The following is a 12,721-nucleotide window of genomic DNA, read 5'->3' as shown; positions in this document are numbered from 1 at the left end:
GGAGCGATAGGAGCTCTTGCGGGTATGGCTTGTCCGCAGGTTTATAAGTCCCGAAGAGCTCTTATCGCCCCGCCAGGATGGCGATGCGGGGCAACACCTATACTCGCAGGACGGCGCTTTCTGCCCTATAGTGTTTGGTGAGCAATATCGTTCAATTTTGAAACACTCGGTCGTGCGACCGTCGGCGGTTGCACGTCGCCGCGGACAGGGGCAAATCATGGATAGCGATGCCAAGCTGAACATCTTGACCGAGGCCCTGGCTGCTGCCGGGGCCTCGGCATTGGCAATCGATGCGCGTGGGGACGTCGCGATTTCGACCATGAATGACGCGGCGCTTGAGCGGGATGTGGCAGCTTTTGTTGCCGAACGCCTCGACCGTATAGGAGACGGCGCGCGTCTGGTTATGGGGCGTGCGGGTACGCGCCTGAGCCTGACCGTTCGCCCCGCCGACAAAGAGGGCGGGGGCCTTTGGGTCGTCGTGGTCCGCGAGGTGCGCGGCGCCGCGGCGCACGCGGGCATCGAGTGGCTCAACGCCGACGAAGTTGAGGCCCGCTACGAATCGAGCGCGTACGGCATCGTTGAGGGGCCTGCCTCGGTGGCTGCGCCGGTCGCCGAGAGCTACGCGCGCGGTGTGCCCCTTATGCTCGAGGGCGAGCTGGGAACGGGTCAGGTCGAGATTGCCATGCGCCTCTATCTGGACGGTCCTTTTGTCGATCAGCCCTTTGTTGCCGTTGCGCTCGATGAGCTAACGGATCGCGGCTGGCGCCATCTGCTCAAAAGCGCCGAATCGCCGTTGTTCCAAACGGGGCTGACGCTTTGCATTGAGGGCTGGAACACGGTTGGCCCCCAGCGTCTCCGCGAGCTCGTTTCCACGATGGCCGACACCGCGTTGGCGACGCGCTGCCATGTGGTGCTGACGGCGAATGACATGCCGGGCGGCAGCGAAAGTGATCAAGCCGCCTTTGTGACCGAGCGCTTCGCCTGTGCGGTGAGCGTGGCGCCGGCAATCGTCGAGCAGGGAGCCACGTCGCAAAAGATTGCGCGCTATTTGGAATATCTCGCTGGTGCATTTGGGACGGCAGCGCCCACGCTGTCTGCCGCGGCGACGAAGGCGCTCGATGCTTACCGCTGGCCGCGCAATTATCTGCAGCTCCGCGAGGTCTCGGAACGACTGTATATATTGGTGGGGGCGGGCACGGTGGATCGCGCTGTGGCGGAGGAAGTGCTAGCCCAAGAGGACGTGATTAAGACCGCAACCTTTGGCGCCCCGACACTCGAAAGCGACCTGTATATCCTGCGACCGCTGGCCGATACCGAGCGAGATATCGCGCATCTGGTTGTAGATCATCTCCACGGCAACCGAACCCGTGCGGCGGAGGTGCTGGGCATAAGCCGAACAACGCTGTGGCGCTTACTGAAGGACGATGACCGTTGAGCGAGGCGCCCGTGACCGCGCGCGACGCGTGTGCTACAGTCCAAAGCGTTATTGTTTCGATTTGGTTACGGCGTGCGGGGGCGTATGGCTGAGACTACAAAACCGAGCCGCAGAAGGCGGAGCGCCGCGCCGGTTAACCGACGCACAACATCGGTGACGTGGGGCAAACACGCCTCGGGGTTTGACGGCTCGTTCAAGCGCACTAAATACGGCTATCCTTCGACAGGTGCCCGCTTGGCAATGCAGGCAGAGTCCTCGCTGTGGGACCGCAAACGCGTGGTGGGTTCAAAGCTCAAGCACGACGGCACGCTCGGCTACATCAGCCGCGGGGCGGCTCGTCGCAGCGGACTCAATCCGGCTGGTTGGCATCGTTATGTTCCGATCGCGGTCGTCGTTGCAGTGATCGTCATCGCACTCGCTGCGCTTGGCTACGCCGGCGACGGTGCCAACTTGGACGCGATGTTTAAATCGCCCGAGCTCGCGCATGCAGGCACAGAAATTGTCGAGGGCGCTCAGACCCAGACGGGCGTCGCGCCCCAGCGCGGTATCGTTGCGGCGGCCTCCACCATCGCCGACGCTCAAAAGGACGAGGGCGAACAGGGCGACGGCGCCGAAACGACCCACACGAACGAAACGACGACAACTCCATCGGCAAGATAAGTTGCGAGCGGGTCCGCCGTTCGTTAGAACGGCGGAACTAATTACCTAACGTACACCACGTTGTCGCGGCGGGGTTTGGGCTCGGGTAGCGTGTCTTCGGCATAGCCCAGAATGCAGTGACCGACGCCGCGCAGGCTGCCGTCGGCGGGCAGGCCCCAGCTGGCCAGCAGCTCCAGGCCCTCGGGCGAGTCAAAGACCTCATGCGCGCGGTGAATCCAGCATGAGTCGACACCCAGTGCATAGGCGGCGTTGAGCAGGTTGCCCATGGCGAGCGATCCGTCTTCCAGGTGCGTGGGCACGCTGCGGTCGACCAGTACCACCACAACGGTCTTGGCGCCATAGAAGGGGTCGCTGTTGCTGCCCATGACCTGTGCGTTGAGCTGCGAGAGGCGCTCAACGGTCGTGGGGTCGGTGACGGCGACAAACGTCACCGGCTGGCGCCCCATGCCACTGGGTGCATACTGGCCGGCCTCGATAATGCGTGCGAGCTTTTCGGCCTCGACGGGACGATCACTGTATTTGCGGCAGCTGCGGCGGTGGATGAGTGCTTCGATAGTCTCCATGGTGTCTCCTTGCGGTGGCGTTGCAGATGCCCCGTTCATACCCGTCGGGCTCAAACGATAGACGGTCAATTGCCCGGCCAAAAGGGTAGATCCCAATTGGGAAAGTAGGTTTGCATAAAAGTACCTTCAGAATGTGACAAACAAATGGGATGGTTAAACGTTTTATCCCGTCTACCCTGCGGTTTTTTACCACTTGCCTAAATGACGAACGCATAACCTCTGATAAAGGTTTTACTAAAGGAGTACCAACGTTTATCAATGCGCCGTGGTGGCGCCGGGCCAGGAGGTAACATCATGTTCCAGGCTGGAGATGTCGTCGAGACCGACTTCGAAGGATTTCTGAAGCTGCTGCGTTCCAAGACGCGCGCTTTTGTGACGATTGACGATCACGAGTACTACATCACGCACACCGATGGCTATTGGCGTGTTCAGGATTGCGAGGCCCTCAACGACAAGGGCCACTTTACTGACTGCTCCGAGCTGGTCAACACGGTCTGCGAGGTCGTCGAGCTGCCGTGGATTGCCGGCAAGAGCCTGCATGACAGCTTCTCGGGCGCTACGGTCTATGAGGCCGTCGCCGCTTAACGGGCAATAAAACCCGATTTTCACGTGACCGCTGGCGCTGCCCCCGCGCCGGCGGTCTTTTTCTGCCGATAGGCCATAAAAGTGCAAGCATTTGCGGAGAGCCTGTTGACGATAGTCAAAACTCGGACTAATCTAGAGATACAAAATTGGTCAAAAATCGGACAATCGAATGGTGGGATAGATGAATAGTGCGGTTACGCTGGTCGACTTCGACCGGTTGCTCAATGGACTCGACCATATCTATTCGGAGTTCTCGCGCGCCTGCGGTCTTTCGGACTGCGCTTACTGGATGCTCGTCGATACCAGCACGGCGGGCGGCAGTGTTGCCGTAAGCTGTCTGACAAGCGAATGGTTCTACAGCAAGCAGACTATCAACTCGGCAATTAAAACCTTGACGGCGCGGGGCTTCGCAACGTTGGAGTTTGCCGAAGGCAGCCGTAAGAACAAGGTTGTGCGTTTGACCGAAGCGGGCATGCGGTTTGCCGAGCGTTATGCGTTGCCGGCACTCAAGGCCGAACAGCGAGCCTTTGGTGCGCTTGAGCCATGTGAGCAGCGCGAGATTATGCGCTTGATCGGCAAATTCTCTCGGGTGCTCGGCGATGAGTGCGATGCCTTTAAGCAGCATATCGCTGCCGAGAGCCAGGCCGAGAATCAAGGTGAGGGGGAGTCGTGCGACTCTTAATGAGGTTTATGAAGCCGTATCGCAGGCTTGTCGCGGTGACGTTGTTGGTGCTGCTAATCGACAACGTCGGTACGCTGTTGGTTCCCACGATGCTGGCGAACATGGTCAACACCGGCATCACCACGGGCGATGTCGACTACATCCTGCGCAACGGCCTCTACATGCTTATCGCGACCGGCATGGCCAGCGGCGGCGCGGTGCTGGGCTGCTATCTTTCGGCGCGCCTGGCCGCCAACGTGGCCTGCGATATCCGCAACGCCGTCTACGACAAGTCGCTTGAGCTGTCTGCCAGCGACTTTGAGCGCTTTGGCACGGGCTCGATGATCACGCGTTCGCTCAACGACATCAACGTGATCCAGCAGGCGATTCTGCAGACGATTCAACTGGTGCTGCCGGTGCCGTTTTTGGCCGTGGCGGGCATCATCTTCGCCTGGTTTATCGATCCCGCCATGGGCACGCTGCTGGGCGTCGTGGTTGCGATCGTGCTGGTGGCGGCGGTCTTTACGGTCGCTAACGCCGCGCCGATTTTTATGCGCCTGCAGAGCTTTATCGACCGCATGAACGTGGTGCTGCGCGAGAACATCGTGGGCGTTCGCGTCATCCGCGCCTTTAATAAAGAGCGCCACGAGGAGCAGCGCCTGGACGAGGTGTTTAGCGAGTACGCGGACAACGCCATTAAGGTCAACCACCTTTTTGTGGGGCTCGACAGCTCCAGCTTCTTTTTGATGAACATTGCCGAGGTGGCGGTGCTGTGGGTGGGCGGCAACCGCGTGGGCGCCCACGCCATGCAGATCGCGAGCATCTCGGCGGTGCTGGAGTACGCGCTTCTGATCCTGTTCTTTGTGATGATGGCGCAGATGGTGGTGCTGACGCTTCCGCGTGCCGCCGCATGTCTGAACCGCGCACAGCAGGTGCTGGAGATTAAGCCGAGCATCGTCGATGGCCAGCGTACGCTCGATGCGGCCGCGTCCGACTCAAAGGACGGGGCCGATACGGTCGCCGTGTTCGATCACATGTCGTTTCGCTTTGACGATGCCGACGAGGACACCCTGTGCGACCTGAGCTTTGCCTGTCGTCGCGGGCAGACCACCGCGATCGTGGGCTCGACGGGCTCGGGCAAGTCGACGGTGGCAAAGCTTCTACTGCGCTTCCACGATGCCACCAAGGGCATCATTCGCCTGGACGGCGTCGATCTGCGCGAGCTTTCGCAAGGTGAGATTCGCGGGCGCATTGCCTATGTGCCGCAGAAGGCGTGGCTGTTCTCGGGTACCGTGGCAAGCAATCTGCGCTTTGGCAACGAGGACGCGACCGAGGCGGACATGCTTCATGCGCTGCAGGTTGCCCAGAGCACCTTTGTGCTCGATCAGCCGCAGGGGCTCGATACCCCGGTGGTGCAGGGCGGTACGAACTTTTCGGGCGGCCAGCGCCAACGTCTGGCCATCGCCCGTGCGCTCATGAAGCATGCCGATCTATATATCTTCGACGATAGTTTTTCGGCCCTGGACTTTAAGACCGATGCAGCCCTGCGCCATGCGCTGCAGGACGAGACGCGCGACGCCGCGGTGCTCATCATCGCGCAGCGCATCTCGACGATTCTGCACGCCGACCAGATTGTCGTGCTCAAGGATGGCGAGGTCGTGGGCCTGGGCACGCATGGCGAGCTTATGGAAACCTGCGAGGTGTACCGCGCCATCGCGGAATCGCAGATGAAGGGAGGTGAGTAGCATGACCGAGGAGCTCAAGAAGCAGGGCGACCTTGTCGATGCCGCCGCTGCGGACGCTGCCGATAAAACGGTCGACCAGGCTGCCGCGTCGACCGAGCTGGATGACGCCGCCAAGGCGGCGGCCGGGCGCGAGGCTCGTCGTCAAGCGCTTTACGAGGAAAACGAACGAGCCGAGGATGAGCGTGCCCGCGCCGAGGCAGAGCGCATGCGCGACGTGGATGACGAAGACGAAGACGAGACGCCCCGTGATACCTGGGCGACGGTGCGCCGCCTGTGGAGCGAGGCTGCCGGCGACCATTGGCGCTTCTATATCGTGTTTGCGAGCATTGTGTTCTATGTCATCTTTAACACCGCCGCGCCGGCATATAGCGCCCGCGTGATCGATGAGCTGTGGGGCCACATTCAGGTGGCGTTTGCCAACGGAACCACCTTCAACATCACCTGGGAGAACTGCGGCAAGACCATCTTCGTCTACTTTATGATCTGGACTGCCGCCGCCTCGTTCTATGCGCTCCAGAGCTTTTTGATGTCGAGCGTGGCCGAACGCCTCAACCTGCGTCTACGCAACCGCATCGCACAAAAGCTCAACCGTCTGCCGCTTGCCTTCTTTGATGCGCATCGTCCCGGTGAGGTCGTCAGCCGTGCGACCAACGACTTGGACAAGATGTCCGAGAGCATGCAGCGCGGATTGCTGCAGCTGCTTGTGTCGATCGGCACCGTGGTGGGCGCCGTGGGCGTGATGTTCGTGTTTAGCGTGCCGCTTACGCTAGTCTTTTTGTTCTTTACGGCGTTGTCGCTGCTGGTGACCAAGGTGGCTTCGCGCCGTACGCATGATGTGACGGGCGAGCGTCAGGAGTGGGTGTCCAAAATCACGAGCGCGGTCGAGGAAGGCTATTCGGGCCGTTTGGTGATTCGCGCATTCAACCGCGAGCACCAGAGCTCTGCCGAGGTGCACGAGGCCTCGGGCGAGCTGGCGCGCGTGAGCACCAAGGCCGACTTTATGATTAACGCCGTCGGACCCGCGGTTCGCTTTATCGGTCGCCTGGCGCAGATTGTGATTGCGCTCGTGGGCTGCAGCATGCTGGTCGCCGGTCACATGACCGTCGGCGTGTTCCAGGCGTTCTTCCAGTTTATCTACGAGGCGTCCGAACCCATGACGCAGCTGTCGTTCACTTTTAACTCGCTGCAGAGCGCGCTGGCGAGTGCGGAGCGCGTGTTCGACCTGCTTGATGAGCCCGAGATGGAGGCCGATCCGCTGCCGGACGAGGCCGCCAAGCTGCCGGGTCGCATTGAGGGCCGCGTCGCTTTTGAGCACGTGCGCTTTGGTTATTCGCCCGACAAGCCGCTTATGCGCGACGTGTCGTTTGCCGCCGAGCCGGGCCAAAAGATCGCCGTGGTGGGAACCACGGGTGCGGGTAAGACCACGCTCATCAACCTGCTTATGCGCTTTTACGAGATCGACGGCGGCCGCATTACGCTCGACGGCGTGGACACAAGCTGCATGGACCGCGGCGAGCTGCGCCAGCAGTTTGGCATGGTGTTGCAGGACGCCTGGCTGTTCGATGGCACCATTGCCGAGAACATCGCCTATGGCTGTCCCGAGGCGACGCGCGAGGAGATTGTCGCGGCCGCACGTGCCGCTCAGGTCGACTTCTTTGTGCGCACTATGCCGCAGGGCTACGACACACGGGTGGCTAACGATGCCGAGAGCATCAGCCAGGGCCAACGTCAGCTGCTGACCATCGCGCGCGTGCTGCTCAACAACCCGGCGATCCTCATCCTGGACGAGGCGACGTCGAGCGTGGACACGCGCACCGAGCTTGCCATCGGCCGCGCCATGGACGCGCTCATGCGCGGGCGCACGAGCTTTGTGATCGCGCACCGTCTGTCGACGATTGTTGATGCCGACCTCATCCTGGTCATGGATCACGGCAATATCATCGAGCAGGGTACGCACAAGGAGCTGCTGGCTGCCGAGGGCGCTTACGCCGACCTCTACCTAAGCCAGTTCGCATAAGGTGACAAAGGGGCAGTCCCGCATGTCGCATCGAAAAGAAGGCGCGCCGGGGGCTGATTCCCTGGCGCGCCTTTTGTGCTGGCGTTCATGCTGTGGCGGCTGCCCACGGCCCTAGCGCTCGTCCACGAGCTTGGCGACGAGGGCTTTGAGCTCGGCCACCTCTCGCTCGAGTTCCTTGACGCGACGGGCGTTTTCGTTGATGCCCTGGCGGTTGAGGGCGCTCTGCTCGGCGGCATCGTCGGGCATGTACTCGCGATGCTGCTTGGCGTCGAAGCTCTCCTCGAACACGCGGCAGCCGTTGCGCTTGATGATGCGCCCGGGCACGCCCACGACGGTGCAGTTGTCGGGCACGTCCTTGACGACGACCGAGTTGCCGCCGATCTTGACGTTGTCGCCAATGTGGATGTTGCCAAGCACCTTGGCGCCCGTGCCCACCGTGACATTGTTGCCCAGGGTGGGATGGCGTTTGCCGGTCTCGTTGCCGGTACCGCCGAGCGTGACGCCTTGGTAGAGCACGCAGTTGTCGCCCACAATGGTGGTCTCGCCGATGACAACGCCCATGGCGTGGTCGATAAAGAAATGTTTGCCGATCTGTGCAGCGGGATGAATCTCGACGCCGGTGATGTGGCGGGTGATTTGCGAGAGCACCCGGGCGAGCGAGCGATGGCCGTGCTCCCACAGCCAGTGCTCGGGCACGTGGTTCCACTTGGCGTGCAGGCCGGGGTACGAAAGAAAAATGACCAGACCGTTTTGCGCGGCGGGGTCCTGCGCTTGGACGGTCTTGATGTCCTCGCGAATGGTATTGATAAAGCTCACTGGCCGCCCTCCCTCAGCGCCGTGACAATGCGATTCAATAAAGTATAGCGATTCGCTAGGGATTAAGAAGGGCGATCTTGCTTTGCTTTGGGCGACAAGTGTCAGTTATGCAAACTTGCTGGTAATGGAGTCATGCTTTTGTGGGGTTGCGCACGAGGGGGCGCCGCAACCGTATACTGGTCAACTTGGACGTGTCCGCGCCCACAACTGAGAGGTTTTACTTCATGGGTTTCATTAACTTTATCGCCGAGCTGCTCAAGGACCCGCGCACCGCGATCGCCAGTTGGATCGCCGCCGGCCCGCTTATGGCCTACGGCTGCGTGTTCCTAATTATCTTTATCGAGACGGGCGTGGTGTTCTTCCCGTTCCTTCCCGGCGATTCGCTGCTGTTCGCTTCGGGCTTCTTTGCCCACAACGGCGGCTTTAACATCGTGGCCCTGTTGGCCGTCGCATGGACGGCCGCCATCTTGGGCGACCAGTGCAACTTTATGATCGGCCATTTCTTTGGCCGAAAGATCATCGTCTCGGGCAAGGTCAAGGCCATGACGCCCGAGCGCATTAAAAAGTCCGAGGACTTCCTTGACAAGTGGGGCCACCTGGCCATCTTCCTGGGTCGCTTCTTCCCGTTTATCCGCACCTTTGTGCCCTTCATCGCCGGTATGGGCGGCATGCACTGGCGCAACTTTGTCATCTATAACGTGCTGGGCGGTATCACCTGGTCGACGGTCTTTACACTGCTGGGCTATTTCTTTGGCGGCATTCCCTTTGTGCAGGAGCACTTTGAGCTGCTGATCGTGGGCATTGTTGCCGTGTCGATTATTCCGACCGTGGTCGGTTTGGTTAAGGCAAAGCTGGGCAAAAAGAACGCGTAGCTCGAGCCGGCGCACAAATCGTGTCGTTGAGGCCCGTCACCGTTTACGGTGGCGGGCCTCTCTAGCTTCGGTCAAATGAAAATACTTTAGTTAGTTAAAGAAAAACGTTTTATCCGATGCGTGTGCGGAGTACAATCTCGTGCATGCGAATCGACGTGTCATCGGCTTCGATGTCGTCCGCGTGTCCCGTCCGGCTCTACGCTCCGGGCGTGTGACGTTGCGACACGGTCGGCCCCGGTCCTTGCGTGCGGGTTCGCGAGTATGCAACTGTGTATGTAAGGAGCGACATATGACTGTCGAGAAGAAGGATATCGATTGGGGTAGCCTCGGCTTTGGCTACATGAAGACCGATTACAGCTACGAGGCTCATTGGAAGGATGGCGAGTGGGACGAGGGTGGCCTGACCACCGACCACACCCTGCATGTCTCCGAGTGCGGTGGTATCTTCCACTACTGCCAGGAGGTCTTTGAGGGCCTGAAGGCCTACACCGCCGAGGACGGCAGCATCGTCTGTTTCCGTCCCGACATGAACGCTGAGCGTATGTACAACTCTGCGCAGCGCCTCGAGATGCCCCCGTTCCCCAAGGACAAGTTTGTCGAGGCCGTCAAGCAGGTCGTCTCTGCCAATGCCGCATGGGTTCCGCCCTTCGGCTCTGGCGCAACCCTGTATGTGCGTCCGTTTATGATCGGCTCCGGTGACGTAATCGGCGTGGCTCCCGCTCCTGAGTACACGTTCCGCATTCTCGTGACCCCGGTCGGTCCGTACTTTAAGGGCGGCCTTAAGCCCGTCAAGCTGCGCGTTTCCGAGTACGACCGCGCCGCACCGCACGGCACCGGCAACATCAAGGCCGGCCTCAACTACGCCATGTCCCTGAAGCCCACGATGGAGGCTCACCGCGAGGGTTATGCCGAGAACCTGTATCTCGACTCCGAGTCCCGCACCTATGTCGAGGAGACCGGTGGCGCTAACGTCCTGTTCGTGAAGGAGGATGGCACCCTCGTCGTTCCGCAGTCGCACACCGACTCCATCCTGCCCTCCATCACCCGCCGTTCGCTCGTTCAGGTTGCTCAGGACCTGGGCATGACCGTCGACCAGCGTCCCGTCGAGTGGGCCGAGGTCAAGGCCGGCACCTTTGTTGAGTGCGGCCTGTGCGGCACCGCTGCCGTTATCTCCCCGGTCGGCGAGATCGACAACAAGGTCTACGGAGCCGATGAGACCGTGACCTTCCCGGCTGGCTACACCGAGATCGGTCCTGTGATGAAGAAGCTCCGCGAGACCCTGACCGGCATCCAATCTGGTGCTGTCGAGGATAAGCACGACTGGGTTTACACCGTCGCGTAAGCTGCCATAGCTGTTCGGCCCGAGGGCAACCTTCCTTTCCGGCGCGTCCTCGGACATGCAAGAACCTCCGCAGCGCACTTCGTGCGGCGGAGGTTCTTTCGTCCTGCGGAGTGCGCCGGAAAGGAAGGTTGCCCTCGGGCCTGCGTTACCTCGGCGCTGCCGTTACGGGCAATATAGATCTGAATGAAAGATGGCGCGCGGCTTTTTAGGCCGCGCTTTTGTTTTGCGTCGCGCCATGTGGGGGTGGTGGCGACGTGCATTTTTGCGAGTATTCTGCAATCGAAGGCCCTTGCATACCGACCTCGGGCGAAAAATCGGGATTTATCGATGTTTTCTACGAATGATGGGCGGGGTTATGGGCTGACAGCATTTGATTTGCAGGGATATTCGCGGTCTTTGGCATTTATCGTGGCGCTCGAAGCTGTCGGGCATGCTGAATACTCCCAAAAATGCACGGCGCCTTGAGGGGGACCTTCGCGACAAGGGAAACCGCCCCGTCGAAGTATGCATTCGACGGGGCGGTTTATGCATATAGCGGATTAAGGATGCGCTGGCAACCTGTTAGAACTTGACGGTCGGTGCCTGGCGGGCTGCTTCGGCGGCCTCGAAGCCCTGGCGCTCCTTAAACTGGAAGATGCCGGCAAAGATGACGGCAGGGAACGTCTGGATGGCGTTGTTGTAGCTGAGCACGCAGTCGTTGTAGCTCTGGCGCGCGTAGCTCACCTTGTTCTCGGTGTCTTCGAGCGTGGCTTGGAGCTGCGTAAAGTTGGTGTTCGCCTTAAGATCGGGGTAAGCCTCGGCCACGGCGAAGAGCTGGCGCAGAGCGCCGGTCAGCACGTTGTCGGCTTCCATCTTGGCTTCGGGCGTGGTGGCGCTTACGGCGGCGTTGCGCGCGTTGACCACGGCGGCAAGCGTGTCCTGCTCGTGTTTGGCATAGCCCTTGACGGTCTCGACTAGGTTAGGGATCAGGTCGTTGCGGCGCTGCAGCTGCGTGTCGATATTCTGCCAGGCGTTATCAATGCGATTGCGCTTGGTGACCATGTTGTTGTAGATGCCGGCGATGGCGCAGACAATCACAACGACAACAACGATACCGATGATGACGGGAATCATGGTGTCTCCGTTTCGAATGGCCGCGGCGTCTTCCGCCGGCTGCCGTTGGTGTAACGCTACTAGTATACCCGCAACCCTTGGCGATACCGAACTTTCCGGTAAGCGTTATGTTTCCACCAAGGTGAGGCCGTTCGCCAGGGGGTGGGCGATACAGGTGTAAGATATGCGACAGATTAGTGAGCGATGTCTTTTCCTTGAGGAGGGCGATACGTATGGACCTTCGCATCAAGAAAACCTATCGGGCCCTGTTCGAGGCCTTTACTGAGCTGCTCGAAGAGCATCGGTTTGAGGACGTGACGGTTGCCATGCTGTGCGACCGCGCTATGATTCGTCGGACGACGTTCTACAAGCACTTCCGCGACAAAAACGATTACTTTGCCTTCTATATCGATGAACTCATGTCGGGTCTGCCGCAAAAGCGGGCCGATGCGGATGGCGCGGAGGGCGCCGAGGACGTGCGCGCGCTTCGCCACGAAGTGTTCGCCGATGCCATGGATCTGATTCTGGCGCATGAGCAGCTCATGGATAACATTTTGGCGAGCAGTATGTCGGGCATGCTGACCAGCATGATTTGCGACCGCATCGCGCGCTCCATACGCGGGCGCGTGATGAGCGCGCTTGACGAGGATGCGCTTGCGCCCGTATCGCTCGAGACGACGTCTGAGTTTGTCGCCGGCGGCATTATTCGGCTCTTCACCATGTGGTGGGAATCGGGCCACGTACTGGAGCGCCGATCCGAAATCGCCGACGTGGTCGATGCGCTGTTCGAGCGGACCATGACGCCGGTGAGTCACTAAGAGTGGCGGAGAGAGGGGGATTCGAACCCCCGGAACGCTCTCGCGCTCAACGGTTTTCAAGACCGCCGCATTCAACCGCTCTGCCATCTCTCCGTGAGTCGTAATGATAGCATCG

12 protein-coding genes and 1 tRNA gene are annotated in these 12,721 nt (G+C 60.4%); 9 read left to right on the top strand and 4 right to left on the bottom strand.

Features of this window, described 5'->3' with window-relative positions; all coding sequences use genetic code 11:
- Positions 1 to 217 precede the first annotated feature (217 nt).
- Both DW661_RS02710 and DW661_RS02705 read left to right on the top strand, forming a co-directional pair.
- Positions 218 to 1,435, top strand: a complete 1,218-nt coding sequence (locus tag DW661_RS02710; RefSeq protein WP_118373166.1) for a helix-turn-helix domain-containing protein — start codon at positions 218 to 220, stop codon at positions 1,433 to 1,435.
- Positions 1,436 to 1,669: 234 nt separating this feature from the next.
- A complete protein-coding gene (locus tag DW661_RS02705; RefSeq protein WP_147346300.1) occupies positions 1,670 to 2,095 on the top strand; it encodes a hypothetical protein in 426 nt (141 codons plus the stop codon).
- A 41-nt stretch (positions 2,096 to 2,136) separates the two neighbouring features.
- Here the strand turns inward: DW661_RS02705 and DW661_RS02700 are convergent, their stop codons facing one another.
- The gene (locus tag DW661_RS02700) at positions 2,137 to 2,658 is read right to left on the bottom strand and encodes a nitroreductase (RefSeq protein WP_117564325.1); all 522 of its coding nucleotides are present in this window, start codon (positions 2,656 to 2,658) and stop codon (positions 2,137 to 2,139) included.
- Positions 2,659 to 2,952: 294 nt separating this feature from the next.
- Here DW661_RS02700 and DW661_RS02695 point away from each other — a divergent pair, with 294 nt between their 5' ends.
- The 4 genes from DW661_RS02695 to DW661_RS02680 all read left to right on the top strand — a co-directional run bounded on the left by DW661_RS02695 (position 2,953) and on the right by DW661_RS02680 (position 7,666).
- Positions 2,953 to 3,243, top strand: a complete 291-nt coding sequence (locus DW661_RS02695; RefSeq protein WP_055251737.1) for a hypothetical protein — start codon at positions 2,953 to 2,955, stop codon at positions 3,241 to 3,243.
- A gap of 181 nt (positions 3,244 to 3,424) precedes the next feature.
- Positions 3,425 to 3,925, top strand: coding sequence for a MarR family winged helix-turn-helix transcriptional regulator (locus DW661_RS02690; RefSeq protein ID WP_117629839.1), 501 nt, complete (start codon positions 3,425 to 3,427; stop codon positions 3,923 to 3,925).
- A complete protein-coding gene (locus DW661_RS02685) occupies positions 3,925 to 5,649 on the top strand; it encodes an ABC transporter ATP-binding protein (RefSeq protein WP_117629838.1) in 1,725 nt (574 codons plus the stop codon). The genes DW661_RS02690 and DW661_RS02685 overlap by 1 nt, the downstream gene beginning before the upstream one ends.
- Position 5,650: 1 nt before the next feature.
- A complete protein-coding gene (locus DW661_RS02680) occupies positions 5,651 to 7,666 on the top strand; it encodes an ABC transporter ATP-binding protein (protein ID WP_118934487.1) in 2,016 nt (671 codons plus the stop codon).
- A 111-nt stretch (positions 7,667 to 7,777) separates the two neighbouring features.
- Here the strand turns inward: DW661_RS02680 and cysE are convergent, their stop codons facing one another.
- Positions 7,778 to 8,482, bottom strand: coding sequence for a serine O-acetyltransferase (gene cysE / locus DW661_RS02675; protein WP_089573511.1), 705 nt, complete (start codon positions 8,480 to 8,482; stop codon positions 7,778 to 7,780).
- 224 nt (positions 8,483 to 8,706) lie between these two features.
- Here cysE and DW661_RS02670 point away from each other — a divergent pair, with 224 nt between their 5' ends.
- Both DW661_RS02670 and DW661_RS02665 read left to right on the top strand, forming a co-directional pair.
- A complete protein-coding gene (locus DW661_RS02670; protein ID WP_117629836.1) occupies positions 8,707 to 9,354 on the top strand; it encodes a DedA family protein in 648 nt (215 codons plus the stop codon).
- Between the two features lie 289 nt (positions 9,355 to 9,643).
- Entirely contained in the window at positions 9,644 to 10,696 is a 1,053-nt protein-coding gene (locus DW661_RS02665) for a branched-chain amino acid aminotransferase (RefSeq protein ID WP_089573513.1), read from the top strand.
- A 561-nt stretch (positions 10,697 to 11,257) separates the two neighbouring features.
- On the opposite strand, the gene DW661_RS02660 is transcribed toward DW661_RS02665, so the two are convergent.
- The gene (locus tag DW661_RS02660; protein ID WP_089573514.1) at positions 11,258 to 11,809 is read right to left on the bottom strand and encodes a LemA family protein; all 552 of its coding nucleotides are present in this window, start codon (positions 11,807 to 11,809) and stop codon (positions 11,258 to 11,260) included.
- A 212-nt stretch (positions 11,810 to 12,021) separates the two neighbouring features.
- Between DW661_RS02660 and DW661_RS02655 the strand changes: the two genes are divergently transcribed.
- Complete coding sequence (locus DW661_RS02655; protein ID WP_117757518.1) at positions 12,022 to 12,606, top strand: TetR/AcrR family transcriptional regulator; 585 nt, start codon at positions 12,022 to 12,024, stop codon at positions 12,604 to 12,606.
- Positions 12,607 to 12,609: 3 nt separating this feature from the next.
- Here the strand turns inward: DW661_RS02655 and DW661_RS02650 are convergent.
- Positions 12,610 to 12,699 (bottom strand) — tRNA-Ser (locus tag DW661_RS02650).
- Between the last annotated feature and the right edge of the window lie 22 nt (positions 12,700 to 12,721).

It is taken from the genome of Collinsella sp. AM24-1, assembly GCF_003470325.1.
Taxonomy (GTDB): Bacteria; Actinomycetota; Coriobacteriia; order Coriobacteriales; family Coriobacteriaceae; genus Collinsella.
Note: the sequence above shows the minus strand (reverse complement) of the source record. Positions and strands in the feature narration are given on the sequence as shown.